21 protein-coding genes and 1 pseudogene are annotated in these 19,927 nt (G+C 73.9%); 11 read left to right on the top strand and 11 right to left on the bottom strand.

Annotated features, from left to right (window positions below; all coding sequences use genetic code 11):
* Positions 1 to 306: 306 nt before the first annotated feature.
* Together mmuM and ACN9M0_RS28140 are read right to left on the bottom strand one after the other, a co-directional pair.
* Positions 307 to 1,248 carry a homocysteine S-methyltransferase gene (mmuM, locus tag ACN9M0_RS28145; protein WP_366041428.1) on the bottom strand — a complete coding sequence of 314 codons (942 nt, stop codon included), beginning with the start codon at positions 1,246 to 1,248 and terminating at the stop codon, positions 307 to 309.
* 13 nt (positions 1,249 to 1,261) lie between these two features.
* Complete coding sequence (locus tag ACN9M0_RS28140) at positions 1,262 to 2,185, bottom strand: LLM class F420-dependent oxidoreductase (protein ID WP_366041429.1); 924 nt, start codon at positions 2,183 to 2,185, stop codon at positions 1,262 to 1,264.
* 244 nt (positions 2,186 to 2,429) lie between these two features.
* On the opposite strand from ACN9M0_RS28140, the gene ACN9M0_RS28135 reads away from it, so the two are divergent.
* Positions 2,430 to 2,726, top strand: coding sequence for a hypothetical protein (locus ACN9M0_RS28135; protein WP_366041472.1), 297 nt, complete (start codon positions 2,430 to 2,432; stop codon positions 2,724 to 2,726).
* Between the two features lie 41 nt (positions 2,727 to 2,767).
* On the opposite strand, the gene ACN9M0_RS28130 is transcribed toward ACN9M0_RS28135, so the two are convergent.
* The 6 genes from ACN9M0_RS28130 to ACN9M0_RS28105 all read right to left on the bottom strand — a co-directional run bounded on the left by ACN9M0_RS28130 (position 2,768) and on the right by ACN9M0_RS28105 (position 7,657).
* On the bottom strand, positions 2,768 to 3,256 hold the full coding sequence (locus ACN9M0_RS28130; protein ID WP_399698966.1) for a DUF6099 family protein: 489 nt from the start codon (positions 3,254 to 3,256) through the stop codon (positions 2,768 to 2,770).
* Between the two features lie 126 nt (positions 3,257 to 3,382).
* The gene (locus ACN9M0_RS28125; RefSeq protein WP_366041469.1) at positions 3,383 to 3,778 is read right to left on the bottom strand and encodes a nucleotide pyrophosphohydrolase; all 396 of its coding nucleotides are present in this window, start codon (positions 3,776 to 3,778) and stop codon (positions 3,383 to 3,385) included.
* A 116-nt stretch (positions 3,779 to 3,894) separates the two neighbouring features.
* Positions 3,895 to 5,376 carry an ATP-binding protein gene (locus ACN9M0_RS28120; protein WP_426404395.1) on the bottom strand — a complete coding sequence of 494 codons (1,482 nt, stop codon included), beginning with the start codon at positions 5,374 to 5,376 and terminating at the stop codon, positions 3,895 to 3,897.
* Between the two features lie 55 nt (positions 5,377 to 5,431).
* Positions 5,432 to 5,863 carry a cell division protein SepF gene (locus ACN9M0_RS28115; protein ID WP_189835082.1) on the bottom strand — a complete coding sequence of 144 codons (432 nt, stop codon included), beginning with the start codon at positions 5,861 to 5,863 and terminating at the stop codon, positions 5,432 to 5,434.
* An 85-nt stretch (positions 5,864 to 5,948) separates the two neighbouring features.
* Positions 5,949 to 6,431 (bottom strand): PaaI family thioesterase, encoded by a 483-nt coding sequence (locus ACN9M0_RS28110; RefSeq protein ID WP_366041432.1) that lies wholly within the window; start codon positions 6,429 to 6,431, stop codon positions 5,949 to 5,951.
* Positions 6,428 to 7,657: a PLP-dependent aminotransferase family protein gene (locus tag ACN9M0_RS28105; protein WP_366041434.1), complete on the bottom strand. Its 1,230-nt coding sequence runs from the start codon at positions 7,655 to 7,657 to the stop codon at positions 6,428 to 6,430. The genes ACN9M0_RS28110 and ACN9M0_RS28105 overlap by 4 nt, the downstream gene beginning before the upstream one ends.
* A gap of 462 nt (positions 7,658 to 8,119) precedes the next feature.
* Here ACN9M0_RS28105 and ACN9M0_RS28100 point away from each other — a divergent pair, with 462 nt between their 5' ends.
* From ACN9M0_RS28100 to ACN9M0_RS28055, 10 genes and pseudogenes are all read left to right on the top strand, one after another.
* Entirely contained in the window at positions 8,120 to 8,839 is a 720-nt protein-coding gene (locus ACN9M0_RS28100) for a Phenylacetic acid catabolic protein (RefSeq protein WP_366041436.1), read from the top strand.
* Between the two features lie 124 nt (positions 8,840 to 8,963).
* Complete coding sequence (locus ACN9M0_RS28095; RefSeq protein ID WP_366041437.1) at positions 8,964 to 10,076, top strand: radical SAM protein; 1,113 nt, start codon at positions 8,964 to 8,966, stop codon at positions 10,074 to 10,076.
* Between the two features lie 69 nt (positions 10,077 to 10,145).
* Complete coding sequence (locus ACN9M0_RS28090) at positions 10,146 to 10,400, top strand: acyl carrier protein (RefSeq protein WP_366041438.1); 255 nt, start codon at positions 10,146 to 10,148, stop codon at positions 10,398 to 10,400.
* On the top strand, positions 10,393 to 11,637 hold the full coding sequence (locus ACN9M0_RS28085; protein WP_366041439.1) for a beta-ketoacyl-[acyl-carrier-protein] synthase family protein: 1,245 nt from the start codon (positions 10,393 to 10,395) through the stop codon (positions 11,635 to 11,637). Before ACN9M0_RS28090 ends, ACN9M0_RS28085 begins: the two co-directional genes overlap by 8 nt.
* Positions 11,637 to 12,530, top strand: a complete 894-nt coding sequence (gene fabI / locus ACN9M0_RS28080) for an enoyl-ACP reductase FabI (protein ID WP_426404394.1) — start codon at positions 11,637 to 11,639, stop codon at positions 12,528 to 12,530. Before ACN9M0_RS28085 ends, fabI begins: the two co-directional genes overlap by 1 nt.
* Complete coding sequence (locus tag ACN9M0_RS28075) at positions 12,527 to 13,507, top strand: beta-ketoacyl-ACP synthase III (RefSeq protein ID WP_366041440.1); 981 nt, start codon at positions 12,527 to 12,529, stop codon at positions 13,505 to 13,507. Before fabI ends, ACN9M0_RS28075 begins: the two co-directional genes overlap by 4 nt.
* Positions 13,504 to 14,418 carry an alpha/beta fold hydrolase gene (locus ACN9M0_RS28070; RefSeq protein WP_426404393.1) on the top strand — a complete coding sequence of 305 codons (915 nt, stop codon included), beginning with the start codon at positions 13,504 to 13,506 and terminating at the stop codon, positions 14,416 to 14,418. The genes ACN9M0_RS28075 and ACN9M0_RS28070 overlap by 4 nt, the downstream gene beginning before the upstream one ends.
* 116 nt (positions 14,419 to 14,534) lie before the next feature.
* Positions 14,535 to 14,648 (top strand): annotated as a pseudogene (locus ACN9M0_RS28065) (4'-phosphopantetheinyl transferase); the annotation flags it as partial.
* A gap of 70 nt (positions 14,649 to 14,718) precedes the next feature.
* Entirely contained in the window at positions 14,719 to 15,357 is a 639-nt protein-coding gene (locus ACN9M0_RS28060; RefSeq protein WP_426405333.1) for a 4'-phosphopantetheinyl transferase superfamily protein, read from the top strand.
* Complete coding sequence (locus ACN9M0_RS28055) at positions 15,357 to 16,883, top strand: long-chain-fatty-acid--CoA ligase (RefSeq protein WP_426405332.1); 1,527 nt, start codon at positions 15,357 to 15,359, stop codon at positions 16,881 to 16,883. Before ACN9M0_RS28060 ends, ACN9M0_RS28055 begins: the two co-directional genes overlap by 1 nt.
* A 52-nt stretch (positions 16,884 to 16,935) precedes the next feature.
* On the opposite strand, the gene ACN9M0_RS28050 is transcribed toward ACN9M0_RS28055, so the two are convergent.
* The 3 genes from ACN9M0_RS28050 to ACN9M0_RS28040 form a co-directional block, all read right to left on the bottom strand.
* Entirely contained in the window at positions 16,936 to 17,613 is a 678-nt protein-coding gene (locus tag ACN9M0_RS28050; protein ID WP_366041444.1) for a GntR family transcriptional regulator, read from the bottom strand.
* A gap of 71 nt (positions 17,614 to 17,684) precedes the next feature.
* Positions 17,685 to 18,689: a proline racemase family protein gene (locus tag ACN9M0_RS28045; protein WP_366041445.1), complete on the bottom strand. Its 1,005-nt coding sequence runs from the start codon at positions 18,687 to 18,689 to the stop codon at positions 17,685 to 17,687.
* A gap of 130 nt (positions 18,690 to 18,819) precedes the next feature.
* Positions 18,820 to 19,734: a dihydrodipicolinate synthase family protein gene (locus ACN9M0_RS28040; protein WP_366041446.1), complete on the bottom strand. Its 915-nt coding sequence runs from the start codon at positions 19,732 to 19,734 to the stop codon at positions 18,820 to 18,822.
* Between the last annotated feature and the right edge of the window lie 193 nt (positions 19,735 to 19,927).

Raw genomic sequence — 19,927 nt, 5'->3', positions numbered from 1 at the left:
CACCGACCGACGGGCCGACGGGCCGACGGGCCGACCGGCTGCCCGACCGGCTGCCCGACCGACGGGCCGACCGACGGGCCGACCGACGGGCCGACGGGCCGACGGGCCGACGGGCCGACGGGCCGACGGGCCGACGGGCCGACGGGCCGACGGGCCGACGGGCCGACGGCACCAGCGTCCCGGCCCGGGCCCCAGCCGGCGCAGCGCCCGGGCACGGCCCCAGCCAGGCGCCCCGGTCGGCGCGGGGGCGCATACGGCCCCGGCGAGACACCCGGTCCGCCGGGGGGGCCGGAGTGCGGGTGCCCGTCAGGGGGACCGGTCGGCGGCGAGTTCCTCGGCGAGCGCGGCGATCGTCGCCGGGCCGACGCGGCAGCAGCCGCCGACGAGGCGCGCCCCGCCTCCGGCCCAGTCGACCGCCCGGGCCGGATCGAAGGCCATGTCCCCGCGCCAGCCCCGCGCCCGGGCGTCCCACCGCTCCCCGCTGTTCGGGTAGACCACGGCCGGCTTCCCCGTCACGGCCACGGCGAGCTCCACGGCGGCCCCCGCCTCGGCCGGGTCACAGCAGTTCACCCCGACCGCCACGACCTGCTCGTTCCCCGCGACGACCGCGAACGCCTCCGCCAGTTCCTGCCCGGCACGGGTCCGCCCGCCCGCGACCGTGTACGAGAGCCACACCGGCACCCCGCACCCCTCGGCCGCCCGCAGCAGCGCGTCGGCCTCCTCCACGTCCGGAACGGTCTCCAGGGCCAGCACGTCCGGCGCCGCCTCGGCGAGCACCTCGATCCGCGGCCGGTGGAACCTCTCCAGCGCCCCCACGGACAGCCCGTACCGTCCCCGGTACTCACTGCCGTCCGCGAGCATCGCCCCGTACGGCCCGACGGACGCGGCGACCCACACCTCCTCCGGGGCCCCCGCCCCCGCCCCCTCCCCTGTCGCCCCTTCCCCCGCCCTCCGGGCCAGTTCCACGCTCCGGGCGAGCAGCCGTGCCGCCTCCTCCCGGCCGGTGCCGCGCCGGGCGAAGCCCTCGAACGTGGCCTGGTAGCTGGAGGTGATCAGCACCCGCGCACCGGCCCGTACGTACGCCGCGTGGGCCGCCTCGATCTGCTCGGGCGCGTCGGCGAGGAGCCGCGCGGACCAGAGCGCGTCCGAGAGGTCGCAGCCCTGCGCCTCCAGCTGGTTGGACAGCCCGCCGTCGAGGACGAGCACCCCCGTCCCGAGGGCCTCGGCGAGCGTACGGACCGGTCTCATCGGATCGCCCCGCTCATCCCAGCTGCGACTGGACCCGGGCGGAGATCAGCTCCAGGTGGTCCAGGTCGTCCAGGTCCAGGACCTGGAGGTAGACCCGGGAGGAGCCGATCGCCGCGTACCGCCCGAGCTTGTCGACGACCTCCGCGGGCGAGCCCGCGAGCCCGTTCGCCTTGAGCTCGTCCACGTCCCGGCCGATGGCGGCGGCCCGGCGTGCCACCTCGGCGTCGTCCTTGCCGACGCAGACCACCAGCGCGTTCGAGTACACCAGGTCGCCTGCCGCCCGACCGGCCGCCTCGGCGGCGGCCCGCACCCGGCCGAACTGCCGCTCGCTGTCCTCGATGGAGGCGAACGGGATGTTGAACTCGTCCGCGTACCGCGCGGCAAGCCGTGGCGTACGGCTCGCGCCGTGCCCGCCGATCAGCACCGGGATCCTGGACTGAGCGGGCTTGGGCAGCGCGGGCGAGTCCGTGAGCTGGTAGTACTCCCCGTCGTAGTCGAAGGTCTTCCCCACCTCGGTCTCCCACAGGCCGGTGACGATCGCCAGCTGCTCCTCCAGCCGGGCGAACCTCTCCTTCGGGAAGGGGATGCCGTAGGCCTTGTGCTCCTCCTCGAACCAGCCCGCGCCCAGGCCCAGCTCGACCCGGCCACCGGACATGCGGTCCACCTGGGCGACCTGGATGGCGAGGACTCCGGGAAGCCGGAAGGTGCCGGCCGTCATCAGCGTGCCGAGCCGGATCCGCTTCGTCTCCCGGGCCAGGCCTGCCAGGGTGATCCAGGCGTCCGTCGGTCCCGGCAGCCCGTCGGCGGAGCCCATGCTGACGTAGTGGTCGGAGCGGAAGAAGGCGTCGAATCCGAGCTCCTCGGTGGCCCGGGCCACCGCGAGGAGGGTGTCGTAGTCGGCCCCCTGCTGGGGTTCGGTGAAGATGCGAAGATCCATACCTCCATCCTGCACCGTCGGGTGCGTGTCAACCTCGTCGTCAGCGGCCCGTCCGCACCGGCTCGGTCGGGTGAATATCCGGCCCCCTGGCGGGCGGCATCCGCCCTGGCCAGTGACCGGGCCTGGCGCCCGTCGTTGGCTCGGGCGGAGCCGGACCGCCCGGCCCGCGTGCCGGCGGCCGCTGCCGGTGCGTCTCTCTCACGGCCCCGTCCTCGGCGGCGGGGCCCGGGCCGAGGAGGCCGCCATGTCCCAGGAAGCCGCGCCGGAACGGGCCGTGCCCGAACAGCCGGTGCCGCAGTCCGTGCCCGAGCAGAAGGGCTCCGGCGCCCCCAAGGGCCTGCTGCAGCAGATGGAGGAGCTGATGGCGGCGCTCTCCGCCGATCTCTCCCAGCTGGACGCCGACCTCCAGTCCACGTCCGAACGCCACACCCCGGAACCCCAGCCGCGGCCCGAGCCGGAGGCCCGCCGCGAGCACCGGGACGCCGAGCACCACGGCCCCGAGCACCAGCGGCCCGAGCACCACGGCCCCGACCGCCGCTGACCCGGCCGAAACGACCCCGGCCGCCACCGCCTCGCGCACCCCTACCACGACGGGCCCCCTCCCGGGCCCGCGCGGCCTCGGGCGGGGTCGGGCGGGCGGGCCCGCTCCCCGTCGCGGACAGCGAGGCGCCGCAGCATCCCGCGCACCCGGTCGCTCGACTCGTCGGCGGCGTCGATGGCCTCGATGCACTGCCAGTAGAGCCCCTCCTCGTCGGTGGCGCAGGCCACCCCCACGAGCGCGATCCCCACCTCCCCGAGCAGGTCCCCCAGCGCGGTCAACGCGCCGCACGGATCCGTCACTTCGGTCAGCCGGGCCGCACGCGGCCCGCCGGCACCCCAGGCCGGATACTCCCCGATCTCGCTCAGCCCCCGCGCCTCTCCGCGCAGCTCCAGCGGTCCGCAGAGCGCGAGATGACTCCCTATCGCCTGGGCAAGCGCCTGCGCCTGCCAGGCTTCCGCCACAATGTCCTGTGCTGTGCCGCTCCCCGCCAGCGCCTGCCGGCCGAGCGCGATGAGTCGCTCCGCTTCCATCAACGCCGCCCCCGTTCGTACGACTTACTGCCCACTCACTCCACTACCCAGAGTGAGGCCGCCTGAGCCTCGACACCAGAGGAATTCGGAAATCTGTGGACAGGAAGCCTGACGGGGAAAAGTCGATCACTCCGAAGAGTGACGATCTTCGTCCGCGTCGACGTCTGCGCCCCCTCCTCCACCCCCTCCTCCCCGCCTCCGGACGGGAAATCGGACCTCGTTCCGGTCGATCTTGGCGCTGAGCGCCGCCAGCGGATCGACCCCGAGCACCTGGCAGAACTGGAGGAGGTAGGCGAGCACGTCCGCCACCTCGTCGGCGACGCGGTGCGCCGACTCCGGGTCGTCCATCACCCGCTCCGCCTGCTCGGGCGTCAACCATTGGAAGATCTCCAGGAGTTCGGCCGCCTCCACGCTGAGGGCCGCCGCGAGGTTCTTGGGCGTGTGGTAGGGCTGCCAGTCGCGGGCCGCCGCGAACTCGGCCAGCCTGCCCTGCAGCCCCGCCACGTCGCCGCCGCCCGTCACGTCGTCGTCCGTCACGTCGTTGTCCGCCCCACCATCGCCCGTCACGTCGTCGTCCGTCACGTCGTTGTCCGTCGCACCGTCGTCCGTCACGTCGTTGTCCGTCGCCTCGTTGTCCGTCATCCGCTCAGGTCTACCACCGTCACCCCGGGCGTCCGGCGCGCCTCCCCCGCCGCCCGTTCCCCGACCGTTCCCGCCACCCTGATGTGTCCGTCGGCGGCGATCTCCGTCGCGAGCCGCAGCAGTTCGCCCAGCTGGCGCGCGTCGAGTCCCCGGTCCAGGCCGTCGGCGAGCAGCGTCAGGCTCTGCATGGCGTCCGGCACCTCGGCGATCCGGTCCATCTCCAGGACGCCGGGGCCCGTGAGCAGGGTGAGTGCGAGCGCCAGATAGCGGAGTTCGCCGTCGCCGAGGCGGCCGAGCGGGGTCGCGGGCAGGCCGCCGCGTTCGAGGACCGCCCGGACGGTGCCCTCCGGGAGTTCCTGCACGCCGAGACCGGTGACGGGTCCCGCGCAGCCCGCTCCGGCGACGGCGGCGAGGCGGTGGTGGCGGCGCGGGCAGTCCGTGTGGGTGCGGTGCAGGACCTCGGCGAGGTTGCCGCAGCCGCGCCGCAGCCGCCCCTCGCCGGGCGGGACGGGGGCCCGCATCCGCTCGGGCCGGGGGTCGCAGGCGAAGGCGGACCGCAGCCCGATGACCACCTGCTCGGCGGCGGCCAGGACCTCCAGCTGCCCCCGGGTCTTTCCCGCGACCCGCAGGGGCAGCAGGGCGGTGCCGAGCAGGTCGTCGGGGAGCGGGGCCCGGGTGACGGGGGTGGAGCCCGCCGTGTGCCACTCGGCCTGGACGGTGCTGCGGCCGGGGTCGCGGAGTGCGGTGGCGAGCAGGGTGCGGCCGCGTCCGGTGAGCCGCTCGCCGACGATCCGGAGCCGTGGCTCGGCCTGTACGGCGAGGTCCAGGCGGACGGGGCCTTCGGGTCCGTCGACCGTGCATCCGATCCGGAAGCCGCGCCTGCCCTGGGCGTCGGGCCTGGCGCGCTCGGGGACGCAGTCGACGGCGTCGGGGAAGACCTCGTGCAGGGGGTCGCCCGCGCCGAGCCGGGCGAGGGCCTCGTACGCCCGCAGGGTGGTGGACTTGCCGCTGCCGCTGGGCCCGGTGAAGAGGGTGACCGGTCCGAGCGCGTGCGCGGCGGAACGGTGACCCGCGAACGCGGAGAGCCGTAGTTCGGTGACGGCGGGCCGGGCGGCGAGCACTTCGCCCCGGCCCTCCGCCGGGACCGGGCCCCGCGCCTCGGGGACGGAGGCACGGGGCCCGGAGACGCGGGCTCCGGAAGCAAGGCCGGCGCCGGCGGGGGCGACGGAAGGGGAGACGGCCGAAGAAGTGATCGCTGAGGAAGTGCCGGTCGGGGACGTGAACGCCGAAGGAGCGACGGCCGGGTAAGGAACGGCCGAAGGCGTGAACGCCGGCGGAGCGACGACCGGGCGCGGAACGGCCGAAGCCGTAGGCGCAGAGGAAGGAGCAGCCGAAGGCGGGACGGCCGGGGAAGGAACGACGTCGGAGGTGCGGGCGTCTGACGTGCGGGCGAGCGTGGAGCCGCCGGTGAGGTCCATGCCCGGACCGTACGCAGATCATTCCCTGACGAACCGTTACGGCGAGATGACCTTCCTACGATCGGGGGACGCCGGCGGTCCGGCCGCCCACGACACCTTCCTCGTCCTCGCCCTCCGCGCCCTCGACCTCCGTGCCGGCCGGGGCCAGCAGGAAGACGTTCCGGTCGACGCGGTGCATCCCGCTGCCGAGGCCGAAGACGACGCCGCTGCTGAAGTCGAGGATCCGCTTGGCGACCTCGGTGTCGGCGCTCGTCAGATCGAGGAGCACCGGGATCTGGGCGATGAGGTACTCGGCGACCTCGCGGGCGTCGGCGAAGACCTGTACGCGGAGCACGACCATGCGGCGCTGCTCGGCGGTTTCGTACTGCTCGGGGATCGTGCGGTGGTCGACCCTGGACGGCCATTCGTCACGGCCGCGCAGGGGCACGACCTGGGCGAGGCCCTCCCACTGCTCGTCGGTGACGTCGTACCTCTCGTACCTACTCATGGGCCCATCCTCCCGCTCCTCACCCGTTCGGCCCAACAACGACACGAGGTGATGACCCGGGTGGCGGTCGGCGCGCGGCCGTGGGTCAGCCGGTCGGCTGACCTGCGGCCGTGGGCGGGACGGAGTACGTCACGGTGGCGGAGGCCGCCAGATCGCCTGCCTCGTCGCGGAGTTCGGCGAGGACCACGCAGAGGCGCCGGCCGAACTTGGCCATGCGCGCGTGGGTGCGGAGCAGTCCGGGGCGGGGGCGGTTGAGGTAGCTGATCTGGAGCGAGGTGGTGAGCGCCATCGGCGTGGGGCGGCCGAGCCGGGCGTTGATGAGGAGGAAGGCGGCGAGGTCGACGAGTCCGGCCTGTTCGGGGCCGGAGATCGTGCCGCCGGGGCGGGTGCGGAGCCGGGCGCCGTCGGCCTCCATGAGCAGGTGTGTTCCGCTGGCGTCGGTGACGCGGCAGGCCGCGTAGTCCGGGAACTGCCGCTGGACGAGCGCGTTGAGCTCGTCCGGCGACAGCGTTCCGGTGGCCGGGGAAGGCACCTGCGTGCGGGTCGCGGGGCTCCCGGTGTCCCTCATCGGACGAAGCTCTTCGCCAGCCGGCGGAGACCTTCCCTGATCTCGTCGGCCGAGTGCGTCGTGAACGACAGTCGCATCGCGCCCGGGTCCGGCTCGCCGCAGAAGAACGGCGCCCCCGGCACGTACGCCACCTCGTGTCCGACGGCGGTCTTCAGGAGGGCCGTGGCGTCGTGGCCCGCGGGGAGGGTCGCCCAGATGAACATGCCGCCCTCCGGCCTGTTCCACCGGCTGCCCTCGGGGAGGGCGCCCGGCAGGCCTTCGAGCATGGCGTCCCGGCGCTCCTGGTAGGCGGCGCGCATCACCGCGACGTGCGCGTCGAGGTCGCTGTCGCGCAGGTAGCGGGCGGCGGCGGCCTGGTCGATGGTCGAGGTGTGCAGGTCGGCGGCCTGCTTGGCGATCACGCAGGCGCGGCGCAGCCCGGCGGGGGCGCGCAGGAAGCCGAGGCGGAGGCCGGGGGCCATGACCTTGGAGAAGGAGCCGAGCAGGACGGTGCGGTCGGCCGCGGCGGGGTCGGCGGCGATGGAGGGGACGCGCTCGCCGTCGTAGCGGAGTTCGCCGTACGGGTCGTCCTCGACGATCCAGAACCCGTGCCGTGCGGCGGCCTCGGCGACGGCGTGGCGGCGCTCGGCGGGGAGGGTGCGGCCGGTGGGGTTCTGGAAGGTGGGGACGATGTAGAGGAGGGTGGCCTTCTCGCGGGCCGCGATCTCCTCCAGCGCCTCCGGGATGATGCCGTGGTCGTCGGTGGGCACGGGGACGACGCGGGCGCCGGCGAAGCCGAAGGTCTGGAGGGCGGCGAGGTAGCAGGGGTCCTCGACGAGGACCACGCCGCCGGGTTCGACGAGGGCGGTGGTGAGGAGCGTGAGCGCCTGCTGCGAGCCGGTGGTGACGAGCAGGTCGTCGGCGTCGGTGGGCAGTTCGCGTGCGGTGAGCCGGGCGGCGATGGCGGTGCGCAGCTCGGGGTCGCCCTCGGTCGTCGAGTACTGGAGGGCCTGCTGCGGGTTCTCCGCGAGGACCCGGTCGTACGCGGCCCGGATCCCGGCGATGTCGAACAGTTCGGGGGCGGGCAGGCCTCCGGCGAACGAGATCACCTCGGGCCGCGCCGTGAGCGCCAGGATCTCCCGTACCGGCGACGAACCGACGTTGGCCAGCCGGGAGGCGGTGGCCGGCGCGGGCACGGAGGGGGTGGAGGGGGTGGCGTTCGCGGGCGCGGAGGCGGCAGAAAGCATGGCGCCAGCATATAGAGATTCAAGGCGGTGTCCAGGTCGTTCGATTCCCGCCGCGTGTGGCCGAGTTGACACTCTTCGGGGCTGTGTCGGGGGGAATTCCCGGCCTGATCCGGCCACACTGCGGGCCGTGGGAATCCGGCCGTGCGCCCCGAATTCGGAGGATTCCGCTCCCCTGTCCTTTCCCGCTGGTCGGCCCTGGAAATGGACGGCCCGGCGATCTTTCCCTGTCCTGTCCGACGCGCCGCAGTCGGTGCCGGATCCGGTTCTCCGTCTGCCGTGAACGCCTCCGGGAAATCGGCCATTCCGTTCCTGGGTCTCATTGATGGACGGCCGCGCCGTGGATAGCGTTCGACCGCTCCACCACCGCGATGTCCGCTGTCCCGCCGTGACGCCGGCGGGTCTCCACCGCGATGTCGGCGGTCTTTCGGGTCGAAGTCGAACGAGCGAGGCGAGTGGATCACCATGGCATCTTCCGTTCCCGTCGACGAGGTCGTCGTCGTCCGCACCCCCGAGGAATTCCTCGCCATGCCCGAGGACTACCGCGAGATCGCCGTGCGGGGAATGATCGTCAACACCGAGGGCGAACTGTCGGGGGCCGACGACTACATCCAGGTGTTCCTGCCGCTCGCGCCGAATGCCGAGGAACGGCAGGTGTGCGCCGAGCGTGCCGTCGAGGAGTACGACCACTACAAGATCGGCAAACGGATCCTGGCCGACATCGGCGTGGACACCGGATACATGGAGCGTCAGCGGCTCGCCGACCGTGATCTCTTCGCCGGTCACGAGTTCCACACCTGCACCACCTGGGCCGAGCGCGGAATCTTCTCGTACATCGGTGAGGAGACCGCGATGGTGATGATCTCCGAATTCGCGCAGAGCAGTTACAAGCCGTGGGCCGAGGCGGTGCGCACGATCATTCTCGACGAGAAGGTGCACATCGCGCACGGTGCGCGTGTCTGCCGGAATCTCGCCCGCACCGGGGAAGGCCGTGAGGAACTCCAGCGGGGTCTCGACCGATTGTGGCCGGGATTCGTCCGGATCTTCGGCAGTGCGCGTTCGGAGCGGTCGAAGCTCGCGGTCCGCTTCGGGCTGCGGCAGACCACCAACGGAGAGGCCCGCGACATCTGGCGGGCGAAGGTCACTCCGCGGATCGAGAGCCTCGGCCTGAAGGTCCCCGAGTAGCCCGAGCAACCCGCGTACCCGAGCTGTCCGAGCAACCCGAGTGCCTCAGTACGGCGAGGGCGCGCGAGGGCGCGCGAGGGCGAGAGACACCGAGCAGCAGTCCGACCGAGGAGTCCGCACCCCCATGGCCACCCCCCTGACCATCACACCGCGCCCGCTCGGCCGCCGCGAGGCGAAGGAGCGCACCGCCGCCCTCTTGGCCGAACGTCCCGATCTCGCCGAGCGTCTGCACCGGCTGCGCCGTCTCGGCCGGGAGGTGCGCTCCTGCGAGGTGCACCTCACCAACACGTGCAACATCCGCTGCAAGGGCTGCTGGTACTTCGAGGGCGGCTTCGACACGGCCGTGCGCGAGCTGTCGGACGTCGACAGGATCCGCGCGTTCGCCCGCCGGCTGCGGGACGAGGGCGTCAACCAGGCCACCCTGATCGGCGGTGAGCCGACGCTGGTGCTGCGCCGTGTGGAGGCGTTCGTCGAGGAACTGCCGTACATCACGATCTCGACCAACGGCCTGCGTCCGATGCCCGTGCAGGGCTTCGAGCACATCGCGGTGGCGGTCAGCATCTTCGGCGGCGGGCCGCTCGACGACGACCTGCGGGCCATCCGGGTCAACGGCTCGAAGTTCACGGGCCTGTTCGACACGGCGCTGTCGCACTACAAGGACGACCCACGGGTCCTGTTCATCTTCGCGCTGTCCGAGGACGGGCTGCCGTACCTCGAACCGACCGTGCGCAAGATCGCCGAGAACGGCAACATCGTCACCTTCAACTTCTACAGCGAGCACGGCTCCGACAACCCGATCCGGATCGAGAACGAGCGGCGCGTCCTCGAGGAGGCCCTGCGGGTCAAGGCGGCGTACCCGGAGACCGTGGTCAGCCACCCGTACTTCATCCGCAGTCTCATCACGGGCACCTCGCACTGGGGAGCGCGGTTCGGGTACGACGTGTGCCCGAGCCTCAGCGTCGACCATCCGGACCACGAGGAGCGGGTGGCCAACGGCAACCCGGTGATCCCGGGCTTCGCCGCCTGGGGCGCGGACTACGAGTCGCTGCAGTTCTGCTGCACGTCCGGGGAGTGCGGCGGCTGTCGCGACAGCCAGGCCGTCTACAGCTGGCTGGTGGTCAGCGCCTCGCGGTTCCTGGACAGCGCCGCGCGCCTGGAGGAGTGGGTGGACATAGCGGAGAGCTACTGGCGCCAGTGGCACTGGTCCCCGTACCACGCCTCGAAGCTCACGCCCTGACCCCGTACCTCGCCTCGAAGCCCCCCTGACCGCAGCGCAGCCCTGATCCCCACACCGCACGGGAGAGTTATGTCCGACACGCTGGACCGCGCCACCATCGAGCAGTTCATCACCGACGCCCTCGTCGAGCTGGGAGTCGACGCCGCCGACGTCCTTCCGGGGGCCGCGCTCGACGACCTGGAGATCGACTCGCTCGACATGGTCGAGCTCGCGCAGTCCGTCAAGCGGGACCTCGGCGTGCCGGTCCGCACGAAGGACTTCGACGGCATCGACACCGTCGGCCAGATCCTCGAACTGTGCTTCGAGAAGGCCGGAGTTGAGTGATCCGCAGCCGGGTCGGGAGGTCGTCGTCACCGGTTTCGGCGCGGTCACCCCGCTCGGCGTCGGCGCCGGCGTGCTCCACGAGCGCGCCGTCGCCGGGGACATGGCGGTCGCGGGTTCCCATCCGGCCGTCCGGAAGGCGGACTTCACCGCCACGGACCATCTGCCGCGGAACCTGGTGCGTCGCACCGACCGGTTCACACAGCTGGCCCTGGTGGCGGCGGAGGAGGCCCTGACGCAGGCGGGGCACCGGACGGATGCTCCGCCGCCCTGGCTCCCCGAGCGCGTCGCCTGCGTCATCGGCTGCGGCCTCGGCGGCACGGTCTCCTTCGAGGCGCAGCGGGAGGTGTACGTGAGGGAGGGCGCCGGGTTCGTGTCGCCGCTGATGGTCCCGCAGATGATGGCCAACGCTGCGGCCGCCCATCTCTCCATGCGGCACGGTTTCCGGGGCGAGAGCCTGTGCGTGGCGTCCGCGTGCAGCAGTGGCGCGCAGGCCGTCGGTGCGGGGATGCGGCTCCTGGCCGCCGGGGCGGCCGACGCCGTGGTCGTGGGTGGCGCGGAGGCCTCCTCCTCGGACCTGGTGGCGGCCGCGTTCGCGAACGCCGGCGCGCTCTCCCCGAGCGGTTCCTCCCGTCCCTTCGACCGGGACCGCGACGGGTTCGTGATCGGCGAGGGCGCCGGGATCCTCGTGCTGGAGACGGCGGCGGGTGCCGCCCGGCGCGGCGCCGAGGTCCTCGGAGTCGTACGGGGGTACGGGGCGACCTCCGACGCCCATCACGTCACGGCGCCCGACCCCACCGGCGGGTCCGCGGGCCGGGCGGTCGCGCTCGCCCTGGAGGAGGCAGCGGTGGCGCCCGGGGAGCTGGCGTACGTGAACGCCCACGGGACCGGCACCGCGCTCAACGACCGTCTGGAGTGCGAGGCCCTGCGCCAGGCCCTGGGAGCCGATGTCCTCGCGGAGCTGCCCCTCTCCTCCGGCAAGGGCGCTCTCGGGCACCTCTTCGGGGCGGCGGGCGCGGTCGAGGCCGTCGCCACGCTCCAGGCCTTGCGGCACGGCGTCGCGCCCCCGACGGCGGGGCTGCGCCGTCCGGACCCGGCGCTCGGGCGGCTCGACCTCGTCCGTACGGCGCGGAAACTCACCACGCGCGCGCGTACGGGCGGGCTGTTCGGGCTCTCCACCTCCTTCGGTTTCGGCGGGCACAACGCGGCGCTGGTCCTGGCCGTGGAAGGGCGGTCCTGATGCGCGCGTCCCGCGATGCGCACGGCGTCCCCGATCTGCTGGGCCTGTCGGGGCGCCGCTATCTGGTGACCGGGGTCCTCAACGACGACTCGATCGCCTGGCACACGGCCCGGGCGCTCCAGGAGGCGGGCGCGGAGGTCCTCCTGACGGGCTTCGGGCGGACCCGGCGGATCACGGAGGCGGCGGCGTCCGGCCTCCCGTACCCGACGGACGTCCTGGAACTCGACGTGACGCGCCCCGAGGACCTCGACCGGCTCACGAAGGAGCTGGAGCGGCGCTGGGGCGCGGTCGACGGCGTCCTGCACGCGATCGCCGCCGCCCCGCCGTCCGCGCTCAGCGGCAACTTCCTCACCACGCCCGTCGAGAGCGCGGCCCTCGCCCTGCGTACGGCGGCGTTCTCGCTGCACTCGCTGACGACGGCGCTCGCCCCGCTGCTGCACGAGGGCGGGGGCGGCGGCGGGGCCAGGGGCAGTGTCGTCGGGCTCGACTTCGACTCGTCCGGGGCCTGGCCGGGGTACGACTGGATGGGGGTCGGCAAGGCCACGCTCGGCGCGGTCTGCCGCTATCTCGCGCTGTACCTGGGGCATTCCGGCATCCGGGTCAACCTCGTGGCCGCGGGCCCGGTGGAGACCGTGGCGGGGCGGGCCGTCAGCACCTTCGACCGGATCGCCGACCGCTGGGAGCAGGAGGCGCCGCTCGGCTGGAGCCGCGCCGATCCGGCGCGGCTCGTCGGCCCCGTCCTGTTCCTGTTGTCGGACCTGGCGGCCACCGTCACCGGGGAGATCGTGCACGCGGACGGCGGGATGCACGCCGTCCGCATGGGGGTGGGCGCCGTCGGCGAGCCCCCGGGAATCGGCGCCCCGCCCCGCGCCGGCAAGGAGGACCGCTCATGACCGCGGCGATCGTCGGCATCGGCTCCGCGCTGCCCGAACGGGCGGTGCCCAACAGTCACTTCGCGGCCATCGGCTCCTCCGACGAATGGATCGTCAAGCGGACCGGCATCCGGCAGCGTCATTTCCTGCCGGAGGACGGGCACCTCGCCGACCTCGCCCTGGCGGCCTCCCGGACGGCCCTCGCCCGGTCGGGGCGCACCGCGCGCGAGGTCGGGCACGTCGTCGTGGCGACCACGACGCCCGACCGGACCACGCCGGGCCTCGCCGTGGAGGTGGCCGCGCGGCTCGGGGCGGACCGGGCCGCCGCGTTCGATCTGCACGCGGCCTGCGCCGGGTTCGTGTACGCCCTGGACCACGCCGTCGCCCTGATCGAGTCGGGCCGGGCCGGGACCGTCCTGGTCTGCGGCGCCGAGGCGCTCACCCGGATCACCGACCAGGAGGACCGGTCGACGGCGGTGCTGCTCGGTGACGGGGCGGGGGCGGTGGTCGTGGCGGACGTGGATCCGGGTCCGTCCGTCGAGCCCGCGTTCCGGCTCGGCTCCGACGGGGACCTGATCCCGCTGCTCTACGCCGACCGGTACGACCGGAAGCTCCGGATGGACGGCCCCGAGATCTTCGTCCAGGCCGTGGAGCGGATGAGCGAGGCGGCCAGGGACGTCCTCGCACGGCGGAAGCTGGCCACCGACGACGTCGACCTGTTCGTCGCCCACCAGGCCAACGCGCGGATCGTACGGGCCGTGGGCAAGGAGCTCGGCGTGGCGCCGGAGCGGCTGTACCTCAACGTCGACCGGGTCGCCAACACGTCCTCGGCCTCCATCCCCCTCGCCCTCGACCAGGCCTGGCAGGAGGGCCGCCTCGGCCCGACGGGTCTGCTCGGGGTGGCGGCGTTCGGCGCGGGCGTCACGTGGGGCGCGGGCGTGATCGGCTGGCACCTGGCGGACGCGGGCCCGGAGACCGCGCCGGCGGAGTCGCGATGACGGCGTCCCCCTTTCCCGTACTCGCCGAGCTGACCGCCCCGGACGGCGCGTCGCTGGTGGTCCGCGTCCACGCCCGCCCCGAGCCCACCGCCCCGGTCGTGGTAGTCCTCCCCGCGATGGGCACCGCCGCCCGCCACTACACGCCGCTGGCGCGGGCCCTGCACCGGCGGGGCGCGAGCGTGGTGACGACGGACCTGCGGGGCCACGGCGAGAGCACGCCCGTCGCGGCGCGCGGGGTCCGCTTCGGCTACCGCGCACTCGTCGAGCACGACTTCGGCGCGGTCCTCGACGCCGTCGAGCGCGCCTTCCCCGACGCGCCGAGGCTGCTCCTGGGGCACAGCCTCGGCGGCCAGCTCGGTCTGGTGCACTGCGGACTGTTCCGGCCCCGCCTCGCGGGGGTCGTCCTGGTCGCCAGCGGTTCGGCGTGGTGGCGCGCGCTCGGTACGGGGGCGGATCCCCGGCCGGGCGCGCGGTGGCTCGTCCGGAGCCTGCTGTGCGTGGCCGGCGCGGAGCTGCTCGGGTACTGGCCGGGGCACCGGTTCGGCTTCGGCGGGCGGGAGTCCGTGGGGGTGATGCGGGACTGGGCCCGGCAGATGCGGACCGGGCGGTACGGGGCCCGGGGCGCCGTCGCCGACTACGAGGAGGCGCTGCGGAACGTCGACCTGCCCGTGCTCGCCGTCGACGTCGAGGGCGACGCGCTCGCGCCGCCCCGGGCGGTGGACCACCTGTGCGCGAAGCTCCCTTCGGCCCGCGTGCGGCGCTGGACCTACCGGGCGTCGGACGCCGGCGGCCGGCGGCTCGACCACTTCCGCTGGATCCGGCACAACACGGGCCTGGTCGAACGGATCGCGGCGTGGGCGGAGTTCCCGGCGGCGGTCGAGCCCACCACGCCTTCGGGTGCCCGGGCGTGAGCGGGGGACGGGCGGACGCACGTCTGCTCGGCGCGGTGCTGCCCGGGCAGGTGCGCTGGGCGGAGGAGAGCGGCGAGCCGGGCCCCGTATGGCTCTTCCCCGAGGAGGAGGCGCTGATGGCGCGTGCCGCGCCCGGCAGGCGGCGCGAGTTCGCGACGGCCCGGCTCTGCGCCCACCGTGCCCTCGCCGCCCTGGGGGTCGCGGCGGCGCCGCTCCTGCGGGGCCGGCGCGGGGCGCCCGCGTGGCCCGCGGGCACCGTCGGCAGCATCACTCACTGCGCCGGGTACCGGGGGCGCGGCGGTGGCGCCGGCCGCCCGCTTCCTCGCCCTCGGCATCGACGCCGAGCCGCACGCGCCGCTGCCGTCCGGGGTCGGCGAGGCGGTCGCGTTCGGCCCGGAACCGGCGCGGCTGCGCGCACTGGCCGCCCGGCGGCCGGACATCGCCTGGGACCGGCTGCTGTTCAGCGCCAAGGAGTCCGTCTACAAGGCCTGGAGCGGGTACGGCGGCACCTGGCTCGGCTTCGAGGACGCCGAGGTGTGGTGGACGCTCGGCACGGACGACGGCTGGGACCTGTCCACGCGCGCCCGTGCGGCGGAAGCGCCGCCGCGCGCGCATGCCCCCGGCCCGTCCGCACGCGCACGTACCCTCGGCCCGTCGCCCAGCGTGCGTACCCCGGATCCGTCCTCACACGCGCGCACCCCGGAAACGCCGCCACGCGCGCGTACTACGGATCCACCCTCACGCGCGCGTACGGAGCGCCCTTGGGCCTCCGGCCGGTTCGGGGCGCGGATTGTGCTCTCCCCTCCGGCCGGCCCGCCCGCGCTGCCCCGGACCCTGCGCGGTCGCTGGCTCGTCCGCGACGGCCTGCTCCTGACCGCGGTCGCCGTCCCTCGCCCCGTACCGACTCCCCACCGCACGGCCCCGAAGGAGCACCGCTGATGAGCGTCGACGACGGTTCCGTTCCCGCGCTGCTCGCCCGGAGCGCGGCCGCGCACCCCGACCGGACCGCGCTGCGGCTCGGTGGCGAGGCGCTGACGTACGGCGCGCTCGACGACCTCGCCGGCCGGGCCGCCGCGCTGCTCCACGCGCGCGGGGTCGGGCCCGGTGACCGGGTCGCCCTCATGCTGCCGAACAGCACGCTGTTCGCCGTGCTCTACTACGGCGTCCTGCGCGCGGGCGCGATCGTCGTCCCGCTCAACCCGCTGCTGCGCGCGGGCGAGGTCCGGCACTGTCTGGCGGACGCCGGGGCGGCGATGCTCCTCGCGTGGCACCGGGACGGCGAGGAGGCCGCCGAGGGGGCCAGGCTCGCGGGGACGCCGCACCTCGCGGTCGAACCGGACGCGTTCACGGCGCTGTTGGCGGGCCACGCGCGCGTGGAGGCCGTTTCCCGTGCCCCCGAGGACACGGCGGTCGTGCTCTACACCTCCGGCACGACCGGGGCGCCGAAGGGCGCCGAGCTCACGCACCGCAACATCCGGCGCAACGTCGACGAAGGGGTGCGGGTCCTCGCGCTCGCCCCCTCGGACGTGGTCTTCGGCGGGCTGCCGCTCTTCCACTCCTTCGGGCAGGTGATGGGGCTCAACTGCACGGTGTCCGTGGGCGCCTGCCTGACCCTGATGGCCCGCTTCGACCCGGCGGGCGCGCTGGCGCTCGTCGCCCGGGACCGGGTCACGGTCTTCCTCGGCGTCCCCACGATGTACGCGCTGCTGCTGCGGCACCCGGACCGCGCGGCCCACGACGTGTCCTCGCTGCGGGTCTGTCTGTGCGGCGGTTCGCCCCTCCCGGTGGCGGTCCTGACCGGTTTCGAGTCCGGCTTCGGCTGCGCGGTACTGGAGGGGTACGGGCTGTCCGAGTCGTCCCCGCTGGCCTGTGTGAACCGGATCGACCGGCCGCGCTCCCCCGGCACCATCGGCATCCCGATCGACGGGGTGGAGATGCGCGTGGTGGACCGGGACGGCAAGGAGGTCCCCGACGGCGAGGTCGGCGAGCTCGTCATCCGGGGCCACAACGTCATGAAGGGGTACTGGCGTCGCCCCGACGCCACCGCCGAGACGGTACGGGACGGCTGGCTGCACACCGGTGACCTCGGCACGCGGGACGACTCGGGCGACTTCCGGGTGGTCGACCGCGTCAAGGACGTCGTGATCCGGGGCGGGTTCAACGTGTATCCGAGGGAGGTGGAGGAGGTCCTCCACCTCCACCCGTCGGTGGCGGAGGCCGCCGTCCTCGGCGTCCCGCACCCGGTGCACGGGCAGGAGGTCGCCGCCGCGGTCGTCCTGCGACCCGGCAGCCGGGTCTCCCCCGCCGAGCTGCGCGCCCACGTGCGGGAGCGGGTCGCCCCGTACAAGTACCCGCGTCGGATCTGGCTCACGGACGCCCTGCCGAAGGGCCCGACGGGGAAGGTCCTCAAGCGGGCGATCGTCCCGCCGGAGGGGAGGGAGGGGCACCCCGCCGATCAGATGTGATCGTCGAGGATGTCCTCCCGATCAGGCCTGATCGGGAGGGACGCCCCGCCGATCACTCCTGGTCGTCGCCGGCCTCCGCCCACAGGGAGCGCACATGGCCGAGGTGGCGGCGCATGCACGCCTCGGCGCCTGCCGCGTCCCCGGCGATCATCAGGTCGAGGAGTTCGAGGTGCTCCTCGGCGGAGGAGACCAGTTTCCCGGCCTCGTCGAGGCCGGTCAGACCGTAGAGCCGGGAGCGCTTGCGCAGCTCCCCCACGGTCTCGACGAGCCGCTCGTTCCCGGAGAGGGCGAGCAGCGCGAGGTGGAAGCGGCGGTCCGCCTCCAGGTAGCCGATGAGGTCGTGCTCGCGGGCGCGGGCGACGATCTCCTCGGCGACCGGGCGCAGTTCCTCCAGCTGCTCCGGGGTGGCCCTGCGGCAGACCCGGGCGATGGTGGGGACCTCGATGAGTGTGCGGAGCTCGGTGTACTGGTCGAGGTCCCGCTCGCTGACCTCGGTGATGCGGAAGCCCTTGTTGCGGACGGGCTCGACCAGGCCCTCCCGGGCCAGGTCGAGCATGGCCTCGCGGACCGGGGTCGCGGAGACGCCGAGGTCGCTCGCGAGCCCGGGGGCCGAGTAGACCTGGCCGGGGCGCAGTTCCCCGGCGATCAGGGCGGCGCGAAGGGCGTGGCCGACCTGGTCGCGGAGCCGCTCCTGCGCTCTGACGAGGCCGTACTGTTTCAGGTCACCCATCGTGCGTCCTCCGAGAAGTCACGGGGGAGCATCGTACAATGTCACGTTTCCCCAGCTGTCCCCGCGTGAGCTCAGAGCAGGAATCCGGCGGGGAACGGGTCGTCGGGGTCGAGGAAGTACTGGGCGGTGCCGGTGATCCAGGCGCGGCCGGTGACGGTCGGGACGACGGCGGGCAGTCCGCCGACGGTCGTCTCGCCGACGATCCGCCCCGTGAACTCGGTGCCGATGAAGGACTCGTTGACGAAGTCGGTGTGCGGGGAGAGCTGTCCGCGTGCGTGCAGCTGGGCCATGCGGGCGCTGGTGCCCGTACCGCACGGGGAGCGGTCGAACCAGCCGGGGTGGATGGCCATGGCGTGGCGCGAACGGGTCGCGTCGGAGCCGGGGGCGGTCAGGTAGACGTGCTTCACCCCGGCGAAGGCCGGGTTCTCGGGGTGGACGGGACGGTCGGGTCCCGCGTTGACCGCGTCCATGACGGCGAGCCCGGCGGCGAGCAGCTCGTCCTTGTGTGCGCGGTCGAAGGGCAGGCCCAGGGCGTCGAGGTCGACGAAGGCGTAGAAGTTGCCGCCGTACGCGAGGTCGTAGGTGACCGTGCCGTATCCGGGCACCTCGGCCTTGAGGTCGAGCCCGACGGAGAAGGCGGGCACGTTGGTGAGGGTGACGGAGCAGGCCCGGCCGTCCTCGACGCGGACGTCGACGCTGACGAGCCCGGCCGGGGTGTCGAGGCGGACGGTGGTGACGGGTTCGACGACCGGCACCATGCCCGTCTCGACGAGGACGGTGGCGACGCCGATGGTGCCGTGGCCGCACATCGGCAGCAGGCCGGACACCTCGATGTAGAGGACGCCGTAGTCGGCGTCGGGGCGGGTGGGCGGCTGGAGGATCGCGCCGCTCATCGCCGCGTGGCCGCGCGGTTCGTACATGAGGAGGGTGCGGACGTGGTCGAGGTGCTCGGCGAAGTGGAGCCGTTTCTCGGCCATGGTGGCGCCGGGGATGATCCCGAAGCCGCCGGTGATGACGCGGGTGGGCATGCCTTCGGTGTGGGAGTCCACCGCGTGGTAGACGTGGCGGGTGCGCATGGTGCCCCCTTCGGGCGGCGGGCGAACGGATGGACGGATGGACGGATGAACAGGGGAACAGGGGAACGGGGGAACGGGAAGACAGGACGGGACGGCTGGGGCCGGTCCGGCAGATCGGGCTCGGACGGGCCTACGCGTGGCCCTCGGCGAGGGCCTTCTCCGTGGCGGCGCGCACGACGGCGTCCTGTTCGGGCGTCAGCGGGAGGCGGGGCTGCCGGGTGGCGCCCCCGGTGTGGCCGGCGAGGTCCATGGAGAGCTTGATCGCCTGGACGAACTCGATCTTGGAGTCCCAGCGGAAGAGCGGGTGCAGCGACCGGTAGAGCGGCAGGGCGACGGCGAGGTCGCCGGCGACGGCGGCCCGGTAGAGGGTGGCGCACGCGCGCGGGAGGGCGTTGGGGAAGCCGGCGATCCAGCCGACGGCGCCGGCGAGGGCGAGTTCGAGGAGCACGTCGTCGGCGCCGACGAGCAGGTCGAGGCCGGGGGCGAGCTCGGCGAGCTCGTAGGCGCGGCGGACGTCGCCGCTGAACTCCTTGACGGCCACGATGCTGCCGTCGGCGTACAGCCGGGCGAGAAGGGCGGGGGTGAGGTCGACCTTGGTGTCGAAGGGGTTGTTGTAGGCGACGACGGGCAGCCCCGCCTCGGCGACCTCGGCGTAATGGGCGCGCACGGAACGCTCGTCGGCCCGGTAGGCGTTGGGCGGCAGGAGCAGGACCGAGCCCGCGCCGGCCTCGGCGGCCTGCTCGGCCCAGCGGCGGGACTCGGCGCTGCCGTACGCGGAGACCCCCGGCATGACCCGTGCCCCGTCCCCGGCCGCTTCGACGGCGGTACGGACGACCTGGGCGCGCTCGTCGTCGGTGAGGGTCTGGTACTCGCCGAGGGAGCCGTTCGGGACGACGCCGTCGCAGCCGTCGGCGACCAGCCGGGCCACGTGCCGCGCGTAGGCGTCGTGGTCGACGGAGCCGTCCTCGCGGAAGGGGAGGGCGGTGGCGACCATGATCCCGTGCCAGGGGTGGGCGCGGTGCACGGGGACTTGCGCGTGGGCCATGAAGGACTCCCTTGTGTGGTGTGTGACATTTTATTGATGGGAGCGGGGTCCACAAGGGTCCCGTACACGCTCTGTTCTGACGGCTGATCAGCTGAACCGCGCGCGACGCCTCTCCTCCGGCGCCGCATCGACCGGCACGGCCCGTTCCTCACGCCCCGGGAACCCCAGGGCCCGCCGCCACGTTCTACAAGTC

Source organism: Streptomyces sp. R-07, from assembly GCF_049913175.1.
Taxonomy (GTDB): domain Bacteria; phylum Actinomycetota; class Actinomycetes; order Streptomycetales; family Streptomycetaceae; genus Streptomyces.
This window is presented reverse-complemented; position numbering and strand designations above follow the sequence as displayed.

What these genes read in the sequence shown, in the direction of transcription:
- mmuM (WP_366041428.1), bottom strand. Translation starts at nt 1,248, where the DNA reads ATGAGACCGGTCCGTACGCTCGCCGAGGCCCTCGGGACGGGGGTGCTC.
- ACN9M0_RS28140 (WP_366041429.1), bottom strand. Translation starts at nt 2,185, where the DNA reads ATGGATCTTCGCATCTTCACCGAACCCCAGCAGGGGGCCGACTACGAC.
- ACN9M0_RS28135 (WP_366041472.1), top strand. Translation starts at nt 2,430, where the DNA reads ATGTCCCAGGAAGCCGCGCCGGAACGGGCCGTGCCCGAACAGCCGGTG.
- ACN9M0_RS28130 (WP_399698966.1), bottom strand. Translation starts at nt 3,256, where the DNA reads ATGGAAGCGGAGCGACTCATCGCGCTCGGCCGGCAGGCGCTGGCGGGG.
- ACN9M0_RS28120 (WP_426404395.1), bottom strand. Translation starts at nt 5,376, where the DNA reads ATGGACCTCACCGGCGGCTCCACGCTCGCCCGCACGTCAGACGCCCGC.
- ACN9M0_RS28115 (WP_189835082.1), bottom strand. Translation starts at nt 5,863, where the DNA reads ATGAGTAGGTACGAGAGGTACGACGTCACCGACGAGCAGTGGGAGGGC.
- ACN9M0_RS28110 (WP_366041432.1), bottom strand. Translation starts at nt 6,431, where the DNA reads ATGAGGGACACCGGGAGCCCCGCGACCCGCACGCAGGTGCCTTCCCCG.
- ACN9M0_RS28105 (WP_366041434.1), bottom strand. Translation starts at nt 7,657, where the DNA reads ATGCTTTCTGCCGCCTCCGCGCCCGCGAACGCCACCCCCTCCACCCCC.
- ACN9M0_RS28100 (WP_366041436.1), top strand. Translation starts at nt 8,120, where the DNA reads ATGGCATCTTCCGTTCCCGTCGACGAGGTCGTCGTCGTCCGCACCCCC.
- ACN9M0_RS28095 (WP_366041437.1), top strand. Translation starts at nt 8,964, where the DNA reads ATGGCCACCCCCCTGACCATCACACCGCGCCCGCTCGGCCGCCGCGAG.
- ACN9M0_RS28090 (WP_366041438.1), top strand. Translation starts at nt 10,146, where the DNA reads ATGTCCGACACGCTGGACCGCGCCACCATCGAGCAGTTCATCACCGAC.
- fabI (WP_426404394.1), top strand. Translation starts at nt 11,637, where the DNA reads ATGCGCGCGTCCCGCGATGCGCACGGCGTCCCCGATCTGCTGGGCCTG.
- ACN9M0_RS28075 (WP_366041440.1), top strand. Translation starts at nt 12,527, where the DNA reads ATGACCGCGGCGATCGTCGGCATCGGCTCCGCGCTGCCCGAACGGGCG.
- ACN9M0_RS28070 (WP_426404393.1), top strand. Translation starts at nt 13,504, where the DNA reads ATGACGGCGTCCCCCTTTCCCGTACTCGCCGAGCTGACCGCCCCGGAC.
- ACN9M0_RS28055 (WP_426405332.1), top strand. Translation starts at nt 15,357, where the DNA reads ATGAGCGTCGACGACGGTTCCGTTCCCGCGCTGCTCGCCCGGAGCGCG.
- ACN9M0_RS28050 (WP_366041444.1), bottom strand. Translation starts at nt 17,613, where the DNA reads ATGGGTGACCTGAAACAGTACGGCCTCGTCAGAGCGCAGGAGCGGCTC.
- ACN9M0_RS28045 (WP_366041445.1), bottom strand. Translation starts at nt 18,689, where the DNA reads ATGCGCACCCGCCACGTCTACCACGCGGTGGACTCCCACACCGAAGGC.
- ACN9M0_RS28040 (WP_366041446.1), bottom strand. Translation starts at nt 19,734, where the DNA reads ATGGCCCACGCGCAAGTCCCCGTGCACCGCGCCCACCCCTGGCACGGG.